The sequence below is a fragment of the Solibacillus sp. GQ1 genome (assembly GCF_059758555.1).
In genome coordinates this window covers 2,241,387-2,263,106 of the sequence record NZ_JCAXEX010000001.1, presented here as the reverse complement: position 1 = coordinate 2,263,106, position 21,720 = coordinate 2,241,387, and the positions used below count along the sequence as shown (strand labels likewise).

Annotated in this window: 20 protein-coding genes; 14 read left to right on the top strand and 6 right to left on the bottom strand. The window is 38.8% G+C overall.

The genetic code is table 11. The annotated features are described in order from the left end of the window. Window positions 1-26: 26 nt before the first annotated feature. A complete protein-coding gene (locus tag AC6CH1_RS11560; protein WP_427708705.1) occupies window positions 27-503 on the bottom strand; it encodes a nucleoside-diphosphate sugar epimerase in 477 nt (158 codons plus the stop codon). Window positions 504-629: 126 nt separating this feature from the next. On the opposite strand from AC6CH1_RS11560, the gene AC6CH1_RS11555 reads away from it, so the two are divergent. Then, window positions 630-1,169 carry a hydrolase gene (locus AC6CH1_RS11555; RefSeq protein ID WP_008404996.1) on the top strand — a complete coding sequence of 180 codons (540 nt, stop codon included), beginning with the start codon at window positions 630-632 and terminating at the stop codon, window positions 1,167-1,169. A gap of 108 nt (window positions 1,170-1,277) precedes the next feature. Here the strand turns inward: AC6CH1_RS11555 and AC6CH1_RS11550 are convergent, their stop codons facing one another. Beyond that, on the bottom strand, window positions 1,278-1,817 hold the full coding sequence (locus AC6CH1_RS11550; protein WP_251686538.1) for an ECF transporter S component: 540 nt from the start codon (window positions 1,815-1,817) through the stop codon (window positions 1,278-1,280). Between the two features lie 227 nt (window positions 1,818-2,044). Further along, window positions 2,045-3,430, bottom strand: a complete 1,386-nt coding sequence (gene bcaP / locus AC6CH1_RS11545; RefSeq protein ID WP_498317588.1) for a branched-chain amino acid transporter BcaP — start codon at window positions 3,428-3,430, stop codon at window positions 2,045-2,047. Between the two features lie 320 nt (window positions 3,431-3,750). On the opposite strand from bcaP, the gene AC6CH1_RS11540 reads away from it, so the two are divergent. The 4 genes from AC6CH1_RS11540 to AC6CH1_RS11525 all read left to right on the top strand — a co-directional run bounded on the left by AC6CH1_RS11540 (window position 3,751) and on the right by AC6CH1_RS11525 (window position 7,572). Beyond that, a complete protein-coding gene (locus tag AC6CH1_RS11540; RefSeq protein ID WP_079528304.1) occupies window positions 3,751-4,401 on the top strand; it encodes a GntR family transcriptional regulator in 651 nt (216 codons plus the stop codon). A 226-nt stretch (window positions 4,402-4,627) separates the two neighbouring features. Further along, the gene (locus AC6CH1_RS11535; RefSeq protein WP_251686540.1) at window positions 4,628-5,827 is read left to right on the top strand and encodes a quaternary amine ABC transporter ATP-binding protein; all 1,200 of its coding nucleotides are present in this window, start codon (window positions 4,628-4,630) and stop codon (window positions 5,825-5,827) included. After that, window positions 5,820-6,683 carry an ABC transporter permease gene (locus AC6CH1_RS11530; RefSeq protein ID WP_251686541.1) on the top strand — a complete coding sequence of 288 codons (864 nt, stop codon included), beginning with the start codon at window positions 5,820-5,822 and terminating at the stop codon, window positions 6,681-6,683. The genes AC6CH1_RS11535 and AC6CH1_RS11530 overlap by 8 nt, the downstream gene beginning before the upstream one ends. A gap of 1 nt (window position 6,684) precedes the next feature. After that, a complete protein-coding gene (locus tag AC6CH1_RS11525; protein WP_498317586.1) occupies window positions 6,685-7,572 on the top strand; it encodes a glycine betaine ABC transporter substrate-binding protein in 888 nt (295 codons plus the stop codon). Between the two features lie 118 nt (window positions 7,573-7,690). On the opposite strand, the gene AC6CH1_RS11520 is transcribed toward AC6CH1_RS11525, so the two are convergent. Continuing rightward, a complete protein-coding gene (locus tag AC6CH1_RS11520; RefSeq protein ID WP_427708712.1) occupies window positions 7,691-8,881 on the bottom strand; it encodes a coenzyme F420-0:L-glutamate ligase in 1,191 nt (396 codons plus the stop codon). 153 nt (window positions 8,882-9,034) lie between these two features. Between AC6CH1_RS11520 and AC6CH1_RS11515 the strand changes: the two genes are divergently transcribed. Together AC6CH1_RS11515 and AC6CH1_RS11510 are read left to right on the top strand one after the other, a co-directional pair. Then, window positions 9,035-9,928, top strand: a complete 894-nt coding sequence (locus AC6CH1_RS11515) for a LysR family transcriptional regulator (protein WP_251686544.1) — start codon at window positions 9,035-9,037, stop codon at window positions 9,926-9,928. A 22-nt stretch (window positions 9,929-9,950) separates the two neighbouring features. Next, complete coding sequence (locus AC6CH1_RS11510) at window positions 9,951-11,396, top strand: DEAD/DEAH box helicase (protein WP_498317584.1); 1,446 nt, start codon at window positions 9,951-9,953, stop codon at window positions 11,394-11,396. Window positions 11,397-11,461: 65 nt separating this feature from the next. On the opposite strand, the gene AC6CH1_RS11505 is transcribed toward AC6CH1_RS11510, so the two are convergent. Then, complete coding sequence (locus tag AC6CH1_RS11505; RefSeq protein WP_498317582.1) at window positions 11,462-12,355, bottom strand: TetR/AcrR family transcriptional regulator; 894 nt, start codon at window positions 12,353-12,355, stop codon at window positions 11,462-11,464. Window positions 12,356-12,585: 230 nt separating this feature from the next. Between AC6CH1_RS11505 and AC6CH1_RS11500 the strand changes: the two genes are divergently transcribed. After that, a complete protein-coding gene (locus AC6CH1_RS11500; protein WP_498317580.1) occupies window positions 12,586-14,109 on the top strand; it encodes a DHA2 family efflux MFS transporter permease subunit in 1,524 nt (507 codons plus the stop codon). A 97-nt stretch (window positions 14,110-14,206) separates the two neighbouring features. After that, window positions 14,207-14,578: a VOC family protein gene (locus AC6CH1_RS11495; protein ID WP_251686548.1), complete on the top strand. Its 372-nt coding sequence runs from the start codon at window positions 14,207-14,209 to the stop codon at window positions 14,576-14,578. A gap of 37 nt (window positions 14,579-14,615) precedes the next feature. Here AC6CH1_RS11495 and rnhC read toward each other — a convergent pair whose 3' ends face one another. Then, on the bottom strand, window positions 14,616-15,545 hold the full coding sequence (rnhC, locus tag AC6CH1_RS11490; protein ID WP_251686549.1) for a ribonuclease HIII: 930 nt from the start codon (window positions 15,543-15,545) through the stop codon (window positions 14,616-14,618). Between the two features lie 261 nt (window positions 15,546-15,806). Here rnhC and zapA point away from each other — a divergent pair, with 261 nt between their 5' ends. The 5 genes from zapA (at window position 15,807) to AC6CH1_RS11465 (ending at window position 21,495) form a co-directional block, all read left to right on the top strand. Continuing rightward, the gene (zapA, locus tag AC6CH1_RS11485; protein ID WP_008405018.1) at window positions 15,807-16,067 is read left to right on the top strand and encodes a cell division protein ZapA; all 261 of its coding nucleotides are present in this window, start codon (window positions 15,807-15,809) and stop codon (window positions 16,065-16,067) included. A gap of 5 nt (window positions 16,068-16,072) precedes the next feature. After that, entirely contained in the window at window positions 16,073-16,612 is a 540-nt protein-coding gene (locus tag AC6CH1_RS11480; RefSeq protein ID WP_251686550.1) for a CvpA family protein, read from the top strand. 213 nt (window positions 16,613-16,825) lie between these two features. After that, window positions 16,826-18,535 carry a DNA polymerase/3'-5' exonuclease PolX gene (polX, locus tag AC6CH1_RS11475; RefSeq protein WP_498317579.1) on the top strand — a complete coding sequence of 570 codons (1,710 nt, stop codon included), beginning with the start codon at window positions 16,826-16,828 and terminating at the stop codon, window positions 18,533-18,535. A gap of 109 nt (window positions 18,536-18,644) precedes the next feature. After that, complete coding sequence (locus AC6CH1_RS11470; RefSeq protein WP_251686552.1) at window positions 18,645-21,011, top strand: endonuclease MutS2; 2,367 nt, start codon at window positions 18,645-18,647, stop codon at window positions 21,009-21,011. Between the two features lie 70 nt (window positions 21,012-21,081). Continuing rightward, on the top strand, window positions 21,082-21,495 hold the full coding sequence (locus AC6CH1_RS11465) for a DUF350 domain-containing protein (RefSeq protein WP_251686553.1): 414 nt from the start codon (window positions 21,082-21,084) through the stop codon (window positions 21,493-21,495). Window positions 21,496-21,720 lie beyond the last annotated feature (225 nt).

The following is a 21,720-nucleotide window of genomic DNA, read 5'->3' as shown; positions in this document are numbered from 1 at the left end:
AATGGTTCAAACCATTCGGGTTTTTATTATTGCGGAGACTGTTTGGCAGGCTTGACCATTCCTGTAGCAGCACCGACTAAAGCACTTAAAGTATGGACAATTCCAAATGTATAAAAATTAAGAAAAACGTGATTCGTGTACTCATTTAATAGGGGGAAACGATAAATTGTGGAACCGGGTGTCTTCGTATCACCGCCGAGGGATGCATACACACTATTTGAAAAATCAATAGCATAATAGATGAACGCCACTAACAGCGCCACTCCAAATACTAAATAAATCATACGCATAAGTTGATCTTTTGCGTTTCTTGCACTTTCAGTAAAGAAGCGAAACGTAATAAATAAACTAAGTATAATAAATGGTGCAACTAGTGCTAAACCTAGTGCCCCAAGATTTCCTCCATTTGCAACATCGTCCGGTTTTACCGTAAAAAAGTGCTGAATAATTAATACTCCAAATAAACTAATGCCCATACTTATGAGCCAACTAAGACGCAACATATAAATCCTCCATTTCTCTTTTCACTATACATTGTCATCCATTTCGTTTCAATGGAGGATCTACTATTCATTTAGTGGAAAAGTTCAGTATAATAGAGAAGAATGCAACTTAGGGGAGGTATATTCATGTTAAAAAAAGAAGAAGCAGTATTAGTACTGATTGATATTCAGGGGAAATTGGCGCAAGTTGTTGAGGAAAGTGCACTAGTTGTAGGTAATATCGCCACAATGGTACAAGGGGCAAAATTATTGGAATTACCTATTTTATGGCTTGAGCAATATCCAAAAGGGCTTGGTCCGACAGATGAGCGAGTTGCGGAGCATTTAACAGATGAAAAACCGATTGAAAAAATTACATTCAGTGCTTATGATACTGAGGAATTTGTACAAGCATTACAGCAAACAGGACGCAAGAAGATTTTATTGGCCGGAATTGAAGCCCATATTTGTGTGTATCAAACAGCAGCTCAATTACTGGAAAACGGTTATGAAGTCGAAGTGCTGGCAGACTGTGTGTCTTCACGCACAGCGAGTAATCGAGAGATAGGCATCCAGAAAATGATGCAGCTTGGTGCACGCGTAACTAGTGTGGAAATGGCATTATTCGAAATGCAGCAAGTAGCAAAAGGCGATGCATTTAAAGCAATTAGCAAATTAGTAAAATAAAAATAGGATTGGTTAGCGAAATTGGCCGCTAACCAATTTTTTTATCCTCATTAACGGGGTCCCGTCTCTATAGGGGATGAGGAACCCCCCACTAATTAAAGTTTCATTTTATTTAAAAAGGGGCAGTTTTTTCAAAGCGATACATACTGGTATTGCAATGATAAGACCCACTGCATTTTGAACGAGATTTCCTGGAATTGATGCAAGTGGAATGACCCAGTTTCCGTAGAGAACACGTTCACAAATATAATAACCGCCAAGCATAAAGGGAACCGAGATAACGATAGCCGCAAAGTTATAAATAAAACTTCCGCCATTTTTTCCATGCATCGTCGCAATTTTACCAACAATATAGCCCTGAAGACCGCGAGTAATGAATGTAAATGGTGCCCATAATGTCCAGCCGGATAAAATATCAAACAGTGCCATACCGAATGCCCCGGCCATTGCGCCCTTCTTCGGACCAAATAAAATTGAGATAATAAAAAGCATGGCAGAACCTAAATGAACGAGCCCCCCATTTGCAGCAATCGGCAAGCGGATATTAATAAAAAATGTGGCTACGAACACGAGTGAAATGAGAAGGCTCGTAATAATTAAATCTTTTGTTTTTTCTGATGAAGTAGTGAGTGGTCGTGATGATTCCATAGTAAATGACGCTCCCTTGCTTGAAATTATCTTTCATATTAGCAATTCGTTGGCATCTGTAAAAGGTTCAAAAACAAATAATTTGATAAGGTCAGAAAATTTGCATATCGCTTTTTTCAAAGACAGGGAATTTTTCAGAAAATAAAAGCGCAGCAAATTATCGGAACTAATTTGCTGCGCTTTTTATATAGAGCGGTTATAGTACCAACTCTGTTCAACTATTTAGATTAAGAATTCATCGTAGAATGTTTTTTTCCATACGCAAAATAAACGATTATACCGATAATAAACCAAATACCGCAAGCGATCCATGTGTGCAAGGAAAGTTGTGTAATCAGTAAAATACATAAAATAAATGATAATATTGGTAAAACGGGATAAAAAGGTACTTTGAATCGATCTTGTGGCAATTCTTTATTTTTACGTAAAGATAAAATGCCGGCAGAAACAAAAATAAACGCGACCAGTGTCCCCATATTAACAAGTTCCGCCAACAAATCCAATGGAACAAACCCTGCAAAAAATGAAATAATTACTGTAAATAGCCACGTATTTTTAGCAGGCATTTTACGCTTTTCACTTAAGTGTGCAAGCATTTTTGGCATTAAGCCATCACGGGCAAACGCCATTAACAATCGTGTCCCGCCGTACATCATCACTAATATAACGGTCATCATGCCAATGACAGCCCCGAGTGATATAATTCCAGCTGCCCATTCCTGATCGATTACTTGCATCGCGTAAGATACAGGATCGGTTACATTCAGGTCTGTATATGGAACAATCCCTGTCAGTACAAGTGAAACTACTACATACAAGACAGTACAGACAAGCAAGGAACCGATAATTCCGATTGGCATATTCCGCTGTGGATTTTTTACTTCCGAGGCAGCAGAAGATACGGCATCAAACCCTAAGTAAGCAAAAAATACGAGCGAGGCACCTGTGAAAACACCGCTCATTCCAAATGGCAGGAAAGGTGTCCAGTTATCAGGCTTCACATAAAAGACACCTACTACAATAAACAATAAAATAACACCAAGTTTAATTGCGACCAATAATGCATTAAAACGTGTCGATTCTTTCATTCCTAATGACAGTAAAGCACCTATCGCAAAGATAATACATATCGCAGGTAAGTTAATATAAGTACCGTTTTCAGGACTAAATGCCCCTGTCAAAGCGACCGGCAAATGGATACTCAATCCTTCCAGCAGCGAAACGAAATAACCTGACCAGCCTGTTGCCACGGCAGCAGTTGCGAGACCGTATTCCAATAATAATGCCCAGCCGACAAGCCATGCTATGATTTCTCCAAAAACGATATAGCTATATGAATAGGCACTACCTGCAACGGGTACAGTAGAAGAAAATTCAGAATAACATAGTGCGGCTAATGCACATACGACTGCAGCAATCGTAAAGGAGAATACAATTCCGGGGCCTGCATGGAGCGCAGAGACCGTGCCCGGTAAAATGAATATGCCTGTACCGACAATGGCACCGACACCTAACATAATCAAATCAAAAGGACCGATTGTTTTAGGTAACTGCATGTTTCCGCTTTTAAGTAAAAGGTCATTGATTGGTTTTTTTCTAAATAATTTTTCCATTTTCACACCTATTTCTAATTTACAATAGTCAAAATTTTATCATCATTTTTCTGGATAATAAACAAGTTTATTGAGTTAAAGTGCTAAAGTGTTAGTTTTGTCGAAAAAATGAGAAATAACTCGAATAAAAAAGTTAATAATGTTATTGTTAGTATTTAACAGAAAAAAATACCTATAGTTTAATTCAATTTATTGAAATGGAACTGTTTAAAATCAGCGAACTATTTGTTGTTTTTATAAAAAGGTATATAATTTCGATATAGTATAAATATAGGAATTTTGCTTATGCATACTGAACACAGCACAAAGGAGTGCAAATAATGGAGAAGAAAATCCAAATTAAGCAGCCCAAATATCAAGTAATAGCAGAAGATATTGCCGCTAAAATTGTTGAAAAAAAATATGTTGTCGGGGAAAAGATTTATGCCCGTTCATCGCTGGCATCTCAATACAGTGTTTCATCAGAAACCGCGAGACGAGCGATTGCCGTTCTACAGGATCTAAATATAGTAGAAGCGACAAAGGGGAGCGGTGTTGTCATCGTTTCCTATGAAAATGCTGCTAAATACATTCAACGGTTAACTGGCGTTAAATCAATAAGAGATTTACAAAAACAATTAACCGACAGTATTGAACGCCAAATTGATGAGTTGCATCATTTCCAGGATACATTAGGAGAAATGGTCAATCGGACTAGCCGCTATCAATCGATAAACCCGTTTGTACCTTTTCAAATCGATATTACTGAAAATTGCCCATTCCTATCGAAAAATGTTGGCGAAATCAATTTCTGGCAGGAAACGGGTGCTACAATAATTGGCATCAAAAAAGATCATGAGCTAATTGTTTCGCCGGGTCCATACGCAACACTCTCTGCCGGAGATACATTATTTTTTATTGGTAAAGAAGAATGTTATTCGAATGTAAAACACTTTTTACAGCTAGAAAGTAACAACTTTCGATCAGAATAGATAAAGGTCGTCAAATTTATAACAAAAACAAACTACTCCCTCATTGTATTTCGGGAGTAGTTTTTTCTGTTTAAGGGACTTTATTTCTAGATAGAGGATCAAAAAAATCAATTCTTATTTGACAATAGTAACAACGTATATTAATATAAAAGTTGTTGCTTTTAACAACCTGAGATAAATATAAAGTTGTTACTAGCGTGAAATTAATTATATTAGGAAGTGGATTATGGGGAAAATTAAAATTGACCGAGTCACTAAAGTATTTGGAAAAAATACATCACAGGCATTAAAGCTCGTGAAGCAAGAAAAATCCAAAGAACAGATATTAAAAGAGACAAATGCTACTGTAGGTGTATATGAAGCTAGTTTGACAATTGAAGAGGGTGAGATTTTCGTAATCATGGGGCTCTCAGGAAGTGGGAAGTCTACATTAATCCGTTTACTCAATCGTCTCATTCAACCAACGAGTGGTGATATTTATATAGATGATCAAAATATTACAAAGCTCAATAAAAAGAGCCTGCAGCTAGTTCGCAGGGAAAAAATGAGCATGGTGTTTCAAAACTTCGCATTATTCCCGCAACGTACCATTTTACAAAATGCAGAGTATGGCCTGGAAGTCAGAGGCGTTCCAAAAGAGGAAAGACGATTAAAAGCAGAAAAGGCTTTACAGAATGCAGGGTTGCTCTCCTATAAAGACCAGTATCCAGATCAATTATCAGGTGGTATGCAGCAGCGTGTAGGACTTGCACGAGCGTTGGCAAATGATACAGAAATCATATTAATGGATGAAGCTTTTTCTGCTCTTGATCCGCTCATTCGTAAAGAGATGCAAGATGAGCTATTGGAGTTACAAGCTAATTTACAAAAAACCATTGTCTTTATTACACATGATTTAAATGAAGCACTTCGTATTGGGGATCGTATTGCCATTATGAAGGATGGAAAGATCATGCAAGTAGGAACAGGGGAAGAAATTTTGACAAACCCTGCAAATGAATATGTCCGTTCATTCCTGGAAGATGTAGACCGTTCGAAAGTATTGACGGCAGAAAATGCGATGATTCGTCCGATGACCATTCAAATTGATCATGAAGGGCCAAAAGTTGCGTTGCAGCGTATGAGAGAAGATAAAGTAAGTGTCCTGCTCGCAGTAGATAAAGCCCGAAAATATTTAGGTTATATTACTGCAAATGATGCTCTGGAGCTTGCGCAATCCGGTGAAAAATCACTGCAATCAATTTTACGTAACGATATGCCGATAGTGGAGCCATCTACAATTATTCAGGATGTTTTATCGGTTATTTCCGATTCTCCGACACCATTAGCAGTAGTCGAAGAGGGAAAACTGCGCGGAGTCTTAATCCGTGGAGTTGTTTTAGAGTCGTTAGCCTCTGAAAAAAACGGGGGTGTAGACAATGAGTAAACTTTTAAATTTGGCAACACCATTACCGATTGCAGAAAATGTTGAGAAACTGATGGATTTTGTTACAGATACGTTTTCTGCTCAATTCCGTTTCATTCAGAACAACGGTGAAGATTTAATGGATTTTGTAACATCCACATTAACAGCGATTCCACCATATGTATTTATTTTAATCATTGCTGTACTAGCGTTTTTCGCAACAGGCAAAAAATTCGGTTTAGCCCTCTTTTCAATCATTGGTTTACTGTTCATCTTAAACCAAGGCTTATGGGATCAGCTTATGAATACATTTACACTCGTGCTGTTCTCTAGTTTAATCGCGATTGTAATCGGTATACCACTTGGAATTCTAATGTCGAAATCAAAAGTAGTAGAAGAAATTTTAAAACCAATTTTAGACTTTATGCAAACAATGCCAGGGTTCGTATATTTAATCCCAGCCGTTGCATTTTTCGGGATTGGTGTCGTACCAGGTGTATTTGCTTCAGTTATCTTCGCATTACCACCAACTGTACGTTTTACAAATCTCGGTATCCGTCAAGTTCCGACTCATTTAATCGAAGCGGCGGACTCTTATGGTAGTACTTTCACTCAAAAATTAGTAAAAGTAGAATTGCCACTTTCAAAATCTACAATTATGGCCGGTATTAACCAAACGGTACTTTTATCATTATCGATGGTCGTTATTGCATCGATGATCGGTGCACCTGGTTTAGGTCGAGAAGTATTATCGGCTCTACAACGAGCGCAAATCGGTAATGGATTTGTTGCGGGGATCAGTCTTGTAATCTTCGCTATTATCGTAGACCGTTTAACACAAAGTTTAAATAAACAAAAATCAAATGGGGGAAAGTAAAATGAAAAAATTAAAATGGATGCCTGCAGCAACAGCAATGAGTGCGGCGCTATTATTAGCTGCGTGTGGAGATGACACAACAGAGAAAAAAGAAACGTCATCTAAAGAAGATCTAGGTTCAATCGAATTAGCCTATGTAGAATGGGATTCAGAAGTTGCCTCTACGTATGTAGTTGCAGAAGTACTGGAAAGTGTCGGCTATAACGTTGACATTACACCATTGGATAATGCCATCATGTGGGAAGCAGTTTCTAAAGGTGAAGCAGATGCAATGGTATCTGGCTGGTTACCTGCTACACATGCTTCACAGTATGAAAAATACGGGGCAGATGTAGAAGATTTAGGACCAAACTTGCAAGGTGCGAAAATTGGATTAGTTGTACCAAGTTATATGGAAGCAACATCAATTGCTGATTTATCGACAGAAGCGGCCTCAACAATTACGGGTATTGAAGCGGGTGCAGGTGTAGTTGCAGCTGCTGAAAGAGCACTTGAAACATATCCAAACCTGGAATCATGGTCATTACAACCATCATCATCGGGTGCGATGACAGTTGCTTTAGAACAAGCGATTAAAAATGAGGAAGATATCGTTGTGACAGGCTGGAGCCCACACTGGAAATTTGCCAATTATGATTTAAAATATTTGGAAGATCCTGAAGGCGTATTCGGCGGAGAAGAAAGCATTCACACATTTGTGCGTCAAAACTTAGAAAAAGAGTCACCTGACGCTTTCAAGATTTTAGATGCCTTTGAATGGACAACAGAAGATATCGAAGAAGTTATGCTGAACATTTACTCAGGAACAAAACCTGCAGAAGCAGCACAACAATGGGTTGAAGAAAACCAGGATGTTGTAAACAAATGGACAGAGGGTATTGAGAAGTAAGCTTAAATAAAATAACGGTGCAAATTTTGAAATTTAAAATTTGCACCGTTTTTTTTATCTATTTAAATACGAAATAAAAGACTCAAATTCCACTGACGGAAATGAGTCTTTATGTTTTTTATTTTGTATAGTTATCGAAATACCCTTGGATGTAGATCATTGGTGTTCCTTTATCGCCTGAACCTGAAGTTAAGTCAGATAATGAACCGATTAAATCTGTCAGCTTACGAGGTGTTGTACCTTGAGCCGCCATATTACCAGTTAAATCTTCTTCCTTGTTGTTAATATATTCTTTGATTGCTGATTTTAATTCTTCACCATGCAAGTTAGAGAAATCATTGTCCGCTAAATACTTCAACTTGATTTCGTTCGGAGTACCGTCAAGACCTGGCGTGTAAGCAGGTGATACAACAGGGTCTGCAAGTTCCCAAATTTGGCCAACTGGATCTTTAAATGCACCGTCACCGTAGATCATTACTTCTACAAGTTTCCCTGTAGCCGCTAAAATTTTCGCCTGGATGTCATCAACGATTGGTTGACAGTTGTCCGGGAATAATTTCACGCTATCTTCTGTCGATTTGTTTGATCCAAGTAACCCGTAATTAGAGTTAGAACCAGATCCGTTTACAGATTCAGCTAAAATGTTATCAAGACCATAAACTTTTTCTGCTCCAGCAGCTTTTAAAATACGTTTTGTACGGAAGCGAGAGTGAATATCGCAAGTTAAAATGCTTTTCGTATAATCTAAAATTGTTTTTGCATTGTTCGAGAAGATGACTTCAACTTCAGCACCTTGTTCAACGATTAATTCTTTATAATATTCGATGTAGTCTACACCTGTAAATGTATGTTTGTTATAACCGAAATGGCCACGGAATTCAGCTTCTGTCAGCACATCAGTCCATGGGTTGATACCTTTTTCATCTAGTTCATCCAATGATACTAAATGGTTGCCCACTTCATCAGATGGGTAGCTTAGCATAAGGACGATTTTCTTTGTACCTGCTGCAATTCCTTTTAAAATGTTAGAGAAGCGGTTACGTGAAAGAATCGGGAAAATCACACCTACAGTGTCATCACCGAATTTTGCTTTTACATCAGATGCGATATCTGAAATTTTAGCATAGTTACCTTGTGCACGTGCAACAACAGATTCTGTCACTGTCACAATATCACGATCCTCAATTTCATAGCCTTCTGTTTTTGCAGCATTTAACGCTGTATCAACAACGATTTGAACAATATCGTCCCCTTCATTAATAATTGGGCCACGAAGACCTCGTACAACCGTTCCTACTACACGTTCCAAAATAATCTCTCCTTCAATAGCTGTAAGTTATATTTTAATTGCTTTTGCTTACTGTTAAGCAAAACATAAGTAATCTCACAATGTTTACTATAACCTGTTCATGTGATATAAGTAAAATTAATATTTCTAATATCAGATATAAGTGAGGGTTATATGATAATAAAGTTGGAAGCATATCGTATTTTCAATGAAGTAAGTCGAAGTAAAAGTTTTTCAAAGGCAGCAACGGCTTTATATATGACACAGCCGGCCGTTAGCCAGTCTATTTCAAAACTTGAGAAAGAACTTGATACAATTTTATTTAACCGAACGCCAAAAGGGGTAACCTTAACTGAAGAAGGCGAATTGTTACACGAATATGTCAATTCCGCTCTTGGTATTTTAGACGCGGGTGAAGAGAAAATCGCAGAATTTAAAAATCTGCGTACAGGCGTTTTACGTATCGGAGTTGGGGATACGATTTCAAGATACTTTTTACTGCCTTATTTAGAGGCATTCCATATTAAATATCCTGGCATTAAACTAAAGGTTTTAAACGGTACAACGAATGAAATATTAGCTTTTATTAAATCTGGGGAAGCGGATTTGGGCATATGCAACTTGCCGATTCAAGATCCACAGCTTCAAGTTATCCCTTGTAAGGAAATTCATGATATATTTGTGTGCGGACAAAAATATAAAAATTTATCAAAGAAGCCAATTCGCCTAGATATGCTCATGAAGCTGCCGTTAATTTTTTTGGAGAAAAAGGCAAACTCTCGTAATTATGTGGAAAACTATTTAAAAGAACAGGGCTATACAATTTCACCTGAATTCGAATTAGGCTCACATGATTTAGTATTGGAATTTGCAAAAATTAATTTAGGTGTCGCAAGTGTAACAAAGGAATTTGCGACAGATTACTTGGATAAAGGGCTTTTATATGAAATTGAACTCCAACAACCAATTCCTAAGCGTAATTTAGGGATTGTCCATTTAAAAAATGTTTCACTTTCAAAAGCAACGAGAAAATTTATCGCTATTGTTGATCCGGGAATCATTCATTAATAGAAGAAAATGAGGAATAAATATGACAACTAATTTTAACGACTATCCATTATCACCAGAATTACAGCGTGCGCTTAAAGATTTGGATTACAGCACACCGACTGAAGTTCAGCAAAAAGTGCTGCCCCATGCATTAAAGGAACAAGATCTAATTGTTAAAGCACAAACAGGAAGCGGAAAAACTGCTGCATTTGCAATCCCGATTTGCGAAAATATTGATTGGATTGAAAACAAGCCACAAGCACTAGTACTAACACCGACACGTGAATTGGCTGTCCAAGTAAAAGAAGAGTTTACCAATATTGGACGTTACAAACGTATTAAAACTACCGCATTATACGGAAAGCAGCCGTTCCGTTATCAGCAGGACGAATTGAAGCAAAAAACACATATTGCAGTTGGTACTCCGGGACGCGTACTGGATCATATCGAAAAGGGAACATTGAAGCTTGATAAAATTCGCTATGTTGTCCTTGATGAAGCAGATGAGATGCTAAACATGGGCTTCATCGAGCAAGTTGAAGCGATATTGGCTCATGTGGAGCATCGTGAAGTAACAATGCTGTTTTCAGCGACAGTACCGGATACGATAAAAAAGCTGGCATCCAATTATTTAAAAGACCCGGTTGATATCGAAGTACATTCGGAAGAGGCTGCGCCAAAAATTGAGCATGCGGTTATTGAAGTACAGGACGATGAAAAAACAGCTGCTGTCGAAAAAATTGCGGTTGTGGAAAATCCGGATACGTGTATTATTTTCTGCCGTACGAAAGATCGTGTCGATGCATTGCACGATTATTTATATGACCGTGAATACAGCGTCGATAAGCTGCACGGGGGTATGGACCAGTCAACTCGTCTACTTGTCATGAATGACTATAAGCGCGGTGACTTCCGCTATTTAGTGGCAACAGATGTTGCGGCGCGCGGTATTGATATCGAGAACATTTCGTTGGTAATTAACTATGATTTGCCGATGGAAAAGGAAGCATATGTACATCGTACGGGCCGAACAGGACGTGCCGGCAAGGAAGGGAAGGCTGTTACATTTGTTACCCCGTTTGAACATGACTTCCTGGCAGGGATTGAAGACCTGATCGGATTTTCGATTCCGAAGATGGACTTGCCGACACATGAAGAAGTAGAGGCAAAGGCGGAGGCATTTGACAAAAAAATGCAAAGCCGACCACAAAAGAAAAAACAAAAGAATGCCAAAGTCGATGCAAATATTACGAAGCTCTATTTTAATGGCGGTAAGAAGAAAAAGCTGCGTGCTGTTGATTTTGTCGGAACGATTGCAAAAATTCCGGGGATGACCGCTGCAGATATCGGCATTATTACGATTCTGGATACCTCTACATTCGTAGAAATTTTAAATGGTAAAGGCAATCTTGTGTTAAAAGCGATGAAAACAACGCCGATTAAGGGCAAGCAATTGAAAGTACACATCTCGACGAGCAATAACTAATAAAAAGTCGTATTGAACAGATAACGTTCAATACGACTTTTATTGTTGAGAGAATCAGATGCAAGTTACTTCTTGTCCCCGTTTTTGATAAAGTACCATAATAAATTTGCAAGTTCGACATTTTCCCCGGCATGCGGTGTGTTTGTAAAAGCTTCACGGAAGGGTTTAAGCAAAGTTTCGATAACAGCAAGACGTAACTCATTACGCTGCAGTTCATCCAGAATACTTTCAGTGAATTGAGCCCCTACCTCATTGTCAGTATCCAGTTTTAACTGGTCAAGGAATCCTTGGACCTTTTCGATTAAATCGTTCTTTGTAATCGACTGGTAAATTTTTTTCTCTTCGACAAGTTGAAGGGCATCCTGTGTAATGAGGATTTCACCATTTTCCAACATAATTGGATAAATTGCTTTAACGTTACGTAATGCAATTCGCAAAATTTTCTTTTGGTCGATCATTTCACTGTAGAAGAGACGGTGGGAATAGGTTAAATGGTGAACCATCGCAAAATATAAAATGGCAAGCTCAAGAGAATAAGGGCGGACTTCCTCGCCAAAAATATCTGTGAAACGATTGGATACCCACTCGATTTCCAATTGGCGATAACGTTCCAATAATTGACGGAGCTCCTTGTCATTTGATTGAAAGATATTTTCGAACACGGATACTAAGTTTTGCTTTTTATTAATTTGCATAAGAACGAGAATTTGTTCCAATAATAAGTTTTCATCGGTAATATCTTGATTTAGCAGCATTTCGTGGCGTAATAAGCTTGCTTCGTATCGGGTCTGCTCCATAATCGATATAAAACATTCCACTTTAGATGAGAAATAATTATAAAATGTCCCTTTTGAAATAAGCGCTTTGTCTAAAATGTCCTGTATTGATGTTTCATGAAAGCCCTTTTCGATAAAAAGCTGCAATGCACTATCAAGTACCTGTCTTTTTCGTTGATTCATGAACTTCCTCCATAACAATTAAAACGATTTGCTGTGCATATAACGTAATAAAAGTGAGTTTTTTTGTACTGTATACTCTAAATTGTACTCTCATTCTACTGTTTAAAGCGTGTATTCGCAATGTTTTTAGACTGCGAGTATAAAATTGTTGAATTAAATGGACTCTGAGTATAAAATAGTTCGAGTACAGAAATAGGAAGATTAAAAGATTGAGGAAGGGAAATAAAATTATGGAACAGACACAAGATGTAAAAACATTTAAAAAACCCCCGTATTTAATGATAGCCGTATTATTTGTCGGGGCGTTTGTAGCATTTTTAAATAACACATTATTAAACGTAGCATTACCGTCTATTATGACTGCTTTTGATATTAAAGATTATTCGACAGTACAATGGTTAGCGACAGGCTATATGCTTGTAAGTGGGGTATTGGTTCCTGCTTCGGCGTACTTAATTACAAAATTCAGAACACGACCTTTATTCATTATATCAATGACGATTTTCGTTATTGGTACGGCATTGGCCTCATTTGCACCTAGCTTCAGTTTTTTATTGGCAGGTCGTATGATTCAGGCTGCTGGTGCAGCAACAATGGCACCGGTTTTAATGAACGTAATGCTTATTAGCTTCCCTGTTGAAAAACGCGGGCAGGCAATGGGGATGTTCGGGTTAGTTATGGTACTGGCACCAGCAATTGGACCAACACTATCTGGGTATATTGTGGAACATTATGACTGGAGCGTTCTTTTCAAAATGATTCTTCCAATTGCCGTTTTATCACTTTTACTGGCAGTTTGGAAACTGGAGGATGTCCTTCCTAACCGAGATGCTAAAATCGATATACTTTCAATTGGATTGTCTACAATCGGTTTTGGCGGATTGTTATACGGCTTCAGTACAGCTAGTTCAGCTGGCTGGTCAGCAGTAGAAGTTTGGGGAACAATTACTGTAGGGGCAATTGGTTTAGCATGGTTTATCATTCGCCAATTCCGTTTAGAGCAGCCGTTACTAGATTTACGTATTTACACATACCCTTCATACGCATTAGCTTCTGTCGTATCAATGGTATTATCAGTAGCGATGTTCTCAGGGATGATTTTAACACCTGCTTATGTGCAGAATGTTCGCGGAATCGAACCGTTTGAAGCAGGATTAATGATGTTGCCAGGTGCAATTGTAATGGGGATTATGTCGCCAATTACAGGGAAATTATTCGACCAGTTTGGGCCACGTATTTTGGCTGTTATCGGCTTAACGATTACAACATTAGCAACTGTTGGATTAGGTTATCTTGAAGCTGATTCATCTTATTTATTTATTATTTCAGTTTATACAATTCGTATGTTTGGTATTTCCATGGTTATGATGCCGATTATGACAAACGGTTTAAATGCTTTGCCGAACCGTTTAAATCCGCACGGTACAGCGATGAACAATACTGCTCAGCAAGTAGCAGGTGCAATTGGTACAGCTGTTTTAGTAACAATTTTCAACTCGCATACAAAAACACGTGCAGCAGAAATTGCAGCAGATATGCAAGCGAATGCTTCATCTGCAGTACAACCGACTGCTGAGCAAATCGCCCAAGCCCAAGCACAAGTAATGCAACAGGCCATGCTGGACGGAATTACGTACAGTTTCTTCGTAGCAGCAGGGATTACAGTGGTAGCATTAGTGTTAGCTTTATTTATTAAACGCGTTGATGTGACGAAACGTGAAGATTATACGGGACCAGTTCCTGAAAAGAAATAAAATGATTGTAACGGCAGGTGTTTTCTATTCCTGCCGTTTTTTTTATTTGTTATACTTGGGTAAAGTAAAGTACGCTGTATAAAAAGGAGTTCGAAAAATGATTGAACAATTAGGGCAAGTCATGTTGTATGTAGAAGACCAGGAACAGTCAAAAAAGTTTTGGACTGAAAAATTAGGATTTACTGTAATTTCCGACATCAATAACGGCATGCGAATTATTACGGTTGCACCAAAAGATGAAGCGCAAACAAGCATTGTATTGCATGATAAAAAGAAAATAGAAGAAATGTCTCCAGAATTGAATTTATCTACACCTTCATTAATGTTTTATGCACAAAATTTAGAGGAACTGTATGAAGATTTTAAAGCAAAGGGAATTACGGTTGGGGAGTTCATGAAGATGCCTTTCGGGAAAGTGTTCAACTTTGCCGATGATGAGGAAAATTATTTTGCAGTAATGGAAAAATAGAAAAGGAGCTGTGCCAATAATGGCGGCAGCTCCTTTTCTATTTTCTCTTTTGCAGAAGTTTGCGTGCTTTTTCAGTATTGGCAAAATGCCATTTCGTCATAGAACGAAGTGTCTCTTCGCCATGCTTTCGCCAAATTTTAGCGGCCATTTCATCGACTTTGCCGCTCGCTCCCTTTTGAAGAGGGAACCCTGTCACTTTTGCAAGACGATCCATTTCTTTAAGAAATGCATAACGTGCCAATATCGAGGCAGTAGCAACAGCTACATGCAGATTTTCGGCTTTAGTCGAGAACAGAACATTTTGGCGGACAATTTCTTTTTCATTTTTAATGTGATTATAGTAAATTCCGCGCTCTGCAAACTGGTCGATTAAAATATATTGCGGGGCTTCGGGTGCTATTTTTGTCAATACATGCTTTAATGCCTGATTGTGCAGCAGCGCTTTTATTTTTCCCTGCGAGTACCCGCGTGCCTGAATTGCATTGTATTTATCATTGCGCAGCGTCAAAATACTGTGAACGCACACCTTCATTAAATCCGGAGCAATTTGTCGCATATAGTCATCAGTCAATTGTTTGGAATCCTTCACACCTAGTTCCTGGACGAGCGCTATTTTATCTGCGGGTACATAGACAGCAGCTACAGTTACAGGACCAAAGTAATCGCCTGTTCCGGTTTCATCTGAACCTAATACAGATAATGTTGCAAAATTGTCCGGGAGTGTATCACCTTTCGTGGAGGCAACTTTAGCCGTTGGAGCACCAGTTTGCCCCCAGCGTGCTGCTTCACGTTCTGCACCAGCCCCTTGAAACATAACTTTTCCTGATTTATATGCAGTAATAGCTGTATCGGCAAGTTTTACCGCAAAAATAACACCAGGAGCCTTTCGTTCAATAAGAGCGTCTTTATAGAAATGTTGAATTGATTGCTGTTGTTCAGCACTGCAAAGTAAAACGATATTTGTCATAATCGATCCTTTCAAAAACAATGTATTACTATGTAGTATAGCTTTTTGAATAAAAAAGGGGAACTTACATATGTATGCTTCTTTCACAGGAACATTCGGGACATGGTGTTGCGATAGTGAAATTGGAAATGTTATGATGTACAATAGGAAAATGGCATCGTTATATAATAGAATCAATCAGGTTTGCTTTCAATCTTTTATTGGGCAAAAACGAAGAAAGTATTTTCGTTACTGTTCACTTATTTTTCTGGAGGGATTATTTTGGCTGAGCAAGAAAAGAATCGCATTTCCGTAGAGATATATGGTAATACATATAAAATGGTAGGAACAGAATCATCGGTCCATATGCGTCTTGTTGCTTCATTAGTGGACGACAAAATGCGGGAAATCAGTGCCCATAATCCATCTTTAGATACAGCGAAGCTAGCTGTATTAACAGCCGTTAATTCTGTGCACGATTATCTATTATTAAAAGAACAATTTGAAAAACTAGAAATACAATTGAAACATTTGAAGGGTTGACATACATGTTGGATTTAATTATTATCGCAGTCTTTATCATTAGTCTTATAGTTGGAGCGAAACGAGGGTTCGTTGTTCAGCTTATTAATATCGGAAGTTTTATTGTTGCCCTCATTGTAGCGATTATTTATTATAAGCCGCTAGCAGAAAAATTTGTTTTATGGATTCCGTATCCTGGCTTTACAGAAGGTTCAACAATGACGCTCGTTCTGGATTCACTCGATGTTGACCGTACTTTTTATCGCGTCTTTGCGTTTGCCATTATTTTCTTTGCAGTAAAGATTGCCCTCCAAATTGTCGGGTCAATGTTTGATTTTTTAACGTATTTACCTGTATTGAGTTCGTTAAACTATGTATTAGGTGCAGTTCTTGGATTTATTGAAATGTATCTTGTACTATTTATTGGACTGTATGTTGTGGCATTACTGCCGGTGGAATCGATTCAAACATTCATCGACAGCTCAATTTTGGCAGGACTCATACTTGAGCATACACCGCTTATTACGAGCATGTTCCAAAATTGGTGGTATATACAAAAGAATTAACTTATTTCAGCGGTGTCCTAAATTCGGAAAAGGGGTTATTAAAAAAAGAAGTCAACCTAAATTATCGCATTATGCTAATACAGCTGACTTATCCGCGCACCGTAGATATTTAGCCGGTTCAGGACACCATTATGCCGAGGCGTAATTGATTTGAAAATCATGCGAATGCTTCTCTCGATTTTCGGGAGGAGCTTTTTTAAAGGAGAGATAATGATGAACAAAAAAATTATTATTCGTACATTGGAAAAAATCGCGTTATATATGGAACTGCAGGCAGAAAATCCATTTAAAGTATCCGCCTTTCGAAAAGCGGCAGCGGCTCTCGAAGCAGATGAGCGGAGTCTAAGCGAAATCGATGATATTACAGCAATTAAAGGGATCGGTAAAGGAACAGCAGCGGTCATTACGGAACTGATGGAAATCGGGGAATCGACTGTATTGAAAGAGCTTGAGGCAATCGTACCGAAAGGGCTTATTCCGTTGATGAAACTACCGGGATTAGGTGGTAAAAAGCTTGCCAAATTGTATCAGGAACTGAACATAGTTGATGCGGCCACATTAAAGGCAGCTTGTGAGGCAGGTCAAGTAAGGGGACTTGCAGGATTTGCGGCAAAAACAGAGGAAAAAATTTTAAAAGAGCTTGAAACATTTGGTTCCCGCGCGGAACGTTTACCTATTTGGCAGCTCGAGCCTGTCGTATTGGAGATTAACGAGCTTTTGGCAAGTTTACCTGAAGTGGAGCTGTTCTCGGTTGCAGGGAGCTTCCGACGCGTTGCAGAAACGAGTAAAGATGTTGATTTCATCATAGCAACAAAGGAATATGAAGTTGTACGTGAAGCGATTTTAACGCGACTCGCAATATTAGAAACCGTTGCAGCAGGGGATACAAAAGTATCTGTCATATTGGACCGTGAAGAACCGGTAAGTGTGGATTTCCGTTTAGTGACTCGGGAAGAATTTACAACAGCACTTCATCATTTCACCGGATCGAAGGACCATAATGTACGCATGCGTCAGCTTGCTAAATCTATGGGGAAGAAAATCAGTGAATATGGTGTCGAGCAAGAAGACGGTACTGTCGTAACATTTGAGTCGGAAGAAGCGTTTTTTGCGCATTTCAACTTACCATTTATTCCGCCGACTGTGCGTGAAAGCGGGAAAGAGCTGGATCGTCTGAACGAGCTAAGCGGGTTAGTGAAGCTGAAAGATATCGTAGCGGATCTTCATATGCATACAACTTGGTCAGATGGCGCGCATTCAGTTAGCGAGATGGGGCAAGCTTTAATGGATATCGGATATTCACATGCAGTCATTACCGATCACTCTCAATATTTAAAAGTGGCAAATGGATTAACACCTGAACGACTTGAGCAGCAAAAGCTTGATATTTATGCATTTAACGAAGCAAATCCAAGTTTCCGACTGTACAGAGGTACGGAAATGGATATTCTGCCTGATGGAACATTAGACTTTGGTGATGATGTTTTAAAAGAACTGGATTTTGTTATTGCATCGATTCATTCAAGTTTTACACAATCGCAGGACAAAATTATGGCGCGCTTAAAAACAGCGGTAGAAAATCCGTACGTCCATATGATTGCTCACCCGACAGGACGTATCATCGGGCAGCGCGGAGGCTATGACCCGGACGTACCGTTATTGATCGAATGGGCAGCAGAATATGGTAAAATATTGGAACTCAATGCTAATCCGTACCGCCTGGACTTAAGCATCGAATATTTGATGCTGGCAATGGAGAAAAATGTACCAATCGCCATCAATACAGACGCCCATGCAATTGACCAATTGCGCTTTATGGACATCGGTGTCAAATACGCACAAAAAGCATGGCTGAAAAAAGACCTGATCGTCAACACATGGTCAAAAGAAAAGTTCGAAGCATTTATTGCGAAAAATAAATGATTAATTGTTGATAAAGCGAGTTGATTGGAAAGCGTCCAACCCGGAATGGAAATCAACTCCATAGTACAGGTGTACTAAAAAATAAAGAAAAGTAATAGGAGGTGTTCTCATGATCGAACAACGAGCATTGAAAACACTAGAATTTCATAAAGTACGTGAGCAAGTAGCGGCATTTTGTACAAACTCTATCGGTAAACAAGCGATCGATGAACTTGTACCGGAAACGGATTACGATACAGTTGTAGAACTTTTGGAAGAAATGGACGAAGGACTCGCGATTTTGCGTGTGAAAGGCAATGTACCTTTGGGCGGTATTTTCGATGTACGTCCACATGCACGACGCTCACAAATCGGCGGTATGCTCAGCCCGATGGAATTAATGGAAATCGCAAGCACAATACGAGCAAGCCGAATTTTACGAAATTTCATTGAAGATATCGAATCAGAAAAGACAATTGAAATCCCGCACTTTATCGAACGTAAAGAACAAATGCCTGTCTTGACGGCATTGCAGCACGAAATTAATGATTGTATCGATGATAATGGCACGGTGCTTGATTCAGCAAGTCCTGCATTACGCTCAATTCGCCAGTCCTTGCGTTCAGAAGAATCTAAAGTGCGTCAAAAGCTGGAAAGTCTCACACGTGGTTCGAATGCAACAAAAATGTTGTCTGACGCAATTATTACAATTCGTAATGACCGCTTCGTAATACCTGTAAAACAAGAGTATCGTTCACATTATGGCGGAATCGTCCACGACCAGTCAGCTTCAGGTCAAACATTGTTTATCGAGCCTGATGCAGTGATTCAAGCGAACAATGAAGTGCAGCGTCTTAAAGTGAAAGAAAAGGCTGAAATCGAGCGCATTTTATCCGAGCTAACATTAAAGGTACAGGAAGTCGGTCATGAAATATTTGTTCTTGTGCAGTTACTTGGAGAATTGGATGTTATTTTAGCAAAAGGGAAATACGGACAAGCAAATAAATGCACAATGCCAAAAATGAATAAAGAAGGTTATACACGACTAGTCCGTGCACGACACCCGCTATTGCCAATTGAAGAAGCAGTTGCAAACACGATTGAATTTGGACGAGATGTAACAGCTATTGTTATTACTGGACCGAACACAGGCGGTAAAACAGTAACACTGAAAACAGTGGGACTGTGTACAATCATGGCACAGTGCGGACTGCCTGTTCCGGCACTAGATGGTTCTGAATTGGCTGTGTTTGAGCAAATTTTTGCGGATATTGGTGATGAACAGTCCATTGAACAGTCATTATCAACTTTCTCTTCTCATATGGTGAATATAGTAGACATTTTAAGCAAATTTAATGAAAAATCGTTAATATTATTTGATGAGCTTGGCGCAGGTACCGATCCGCAGGAAGGTGCGGCACTCGCAATTGCTATATTGGATGAAACAGTTGATCGCGGTGCGCGTGTTATGGCAACTTCTCACTATCCGGAGTTGAAGGCATACGGCTATAACCGTCCATCTGTTGTCAACGCGAGTGTAGAATTCGATATTGAAACACTTAGCCCTACTTATCGATTACTGATCGGGGTGCCAGGTCGCTCGAATGCATTTGAAATTTCCAAACGTCTTGGATTAAGTTCAAATGTAATCGACCATGCAAAATCCTTTACGGGTACTGACCGTCATGAAGTAGAGTCTATGATTGCTTCACTTGAAGAAAGCCGATTACGATCTGAACGTGAAGCGGACGAAGCTCACCTTTTACTGGAGGACGCACAAAAAATCCGGGCAGAGCTGGAAGAACGTCTTCGTATTTATGATGAGAAAAAGGAAAACCTGGAGAAAAAAGCGAAAGATAAGGCTCGTAAAATTGTCGATGAGGCGAAGAAAGAAGCGGAATCGATTATTACAGAGTTGAGAAAAATGAAAGAAAATGCCGCATTATCGGTGAAAGAGCATGAGTTAATCGATGCGAAAAAGCGTTTAGATAATGCAGCACCGATTGATAACAATAAAGTGCTTCAAAAGGCTGTCGCTGCCCGTGAGCGTAAGCAAAATCTGCAAGTGGGCGATGAAGTGAAGGTATTAAGCTACGGTCAAAAAGGCTCACTCCTGCAAAAAGCAGGAAATGAGTGGGTTGTTCAAATCGGTATTTTGAAAATGAAACTGCCTGAATCTGATTTAGAGTATTTGAAACCAGAAAAAGAGCAGGCTACTCGTCCGATGATGAATGTGAAAAACCGCAACAGCGTTGTAAAACTTGAACTTGATTTACGTGGGGAACGATATGAAGAAGCACTTATTCGCACAGAAAAATATTTAGATGATGCGTTATTAGCGAACTATCCGCGTGTATCGATTATTCACGGTAAAGGGACTGGTGCATTACGCCAAGGGATTCAAAGCTTCCTGAAAAATCATAAGCGTGTTAAATCATACCGATATGGTGAAGCGGGCGAAGGCGGATTCGGTGTTACAGTCGTAGAACTAAAATAGTTGTTGCTCCTTTTAAATTATGCGCTAATATTAAACATAGAAAGAAAATAATTAAAGGGGGTAAAATGGATTGCTAGGATCAAACTTTTGGCACCATCCTCTCGTAGAAACTGCAGGCTATTTTAGTGTGGTAGTCCTTTGCCTATTCGTATCGATGATTTTATTTGAGGTCGTAACAAAGTATAAAAATTGGGATGAAATAAAAAAGGGAAATGTCGCGGTCGCTTTAGCTACTGGAGGAAAAATTTTAGGCGTCTGTAATATTTTCAGATATTCAATTAATCAGCATACATCATTTATTGAAATGCTCGGTTGGGGTTTGTTCGGTTTTACGTTATTAATTTTTGCCTATTTTTTATTTGAGTTTTTAACGCCGAGATTTAATGTGGATGAGGAGATTGCTGCTGACAACCGTTCAGTTGGATTTATCTCATTTACAATTTCTCTTGGTTTGTCATTTGTTATCGGAGCAAGTATTTCATAGGAGCATACACATGGAAACATTATCAAAAATCTTACTCGTCGTCTGTGTCATTTTTCTTGCAGTCGGCATTTACTACATGATGACACTCTAAACATAAAAGCAAATGAACTAGCATTTAGTTAGTTCATTTGCTTTTTTCATTAGCTGAGCAGATTTATATCAATCGAATAAAATAAACTTTTAGGACCGTTAACAAAAAATATTTAAACTATTTAATACTTTATT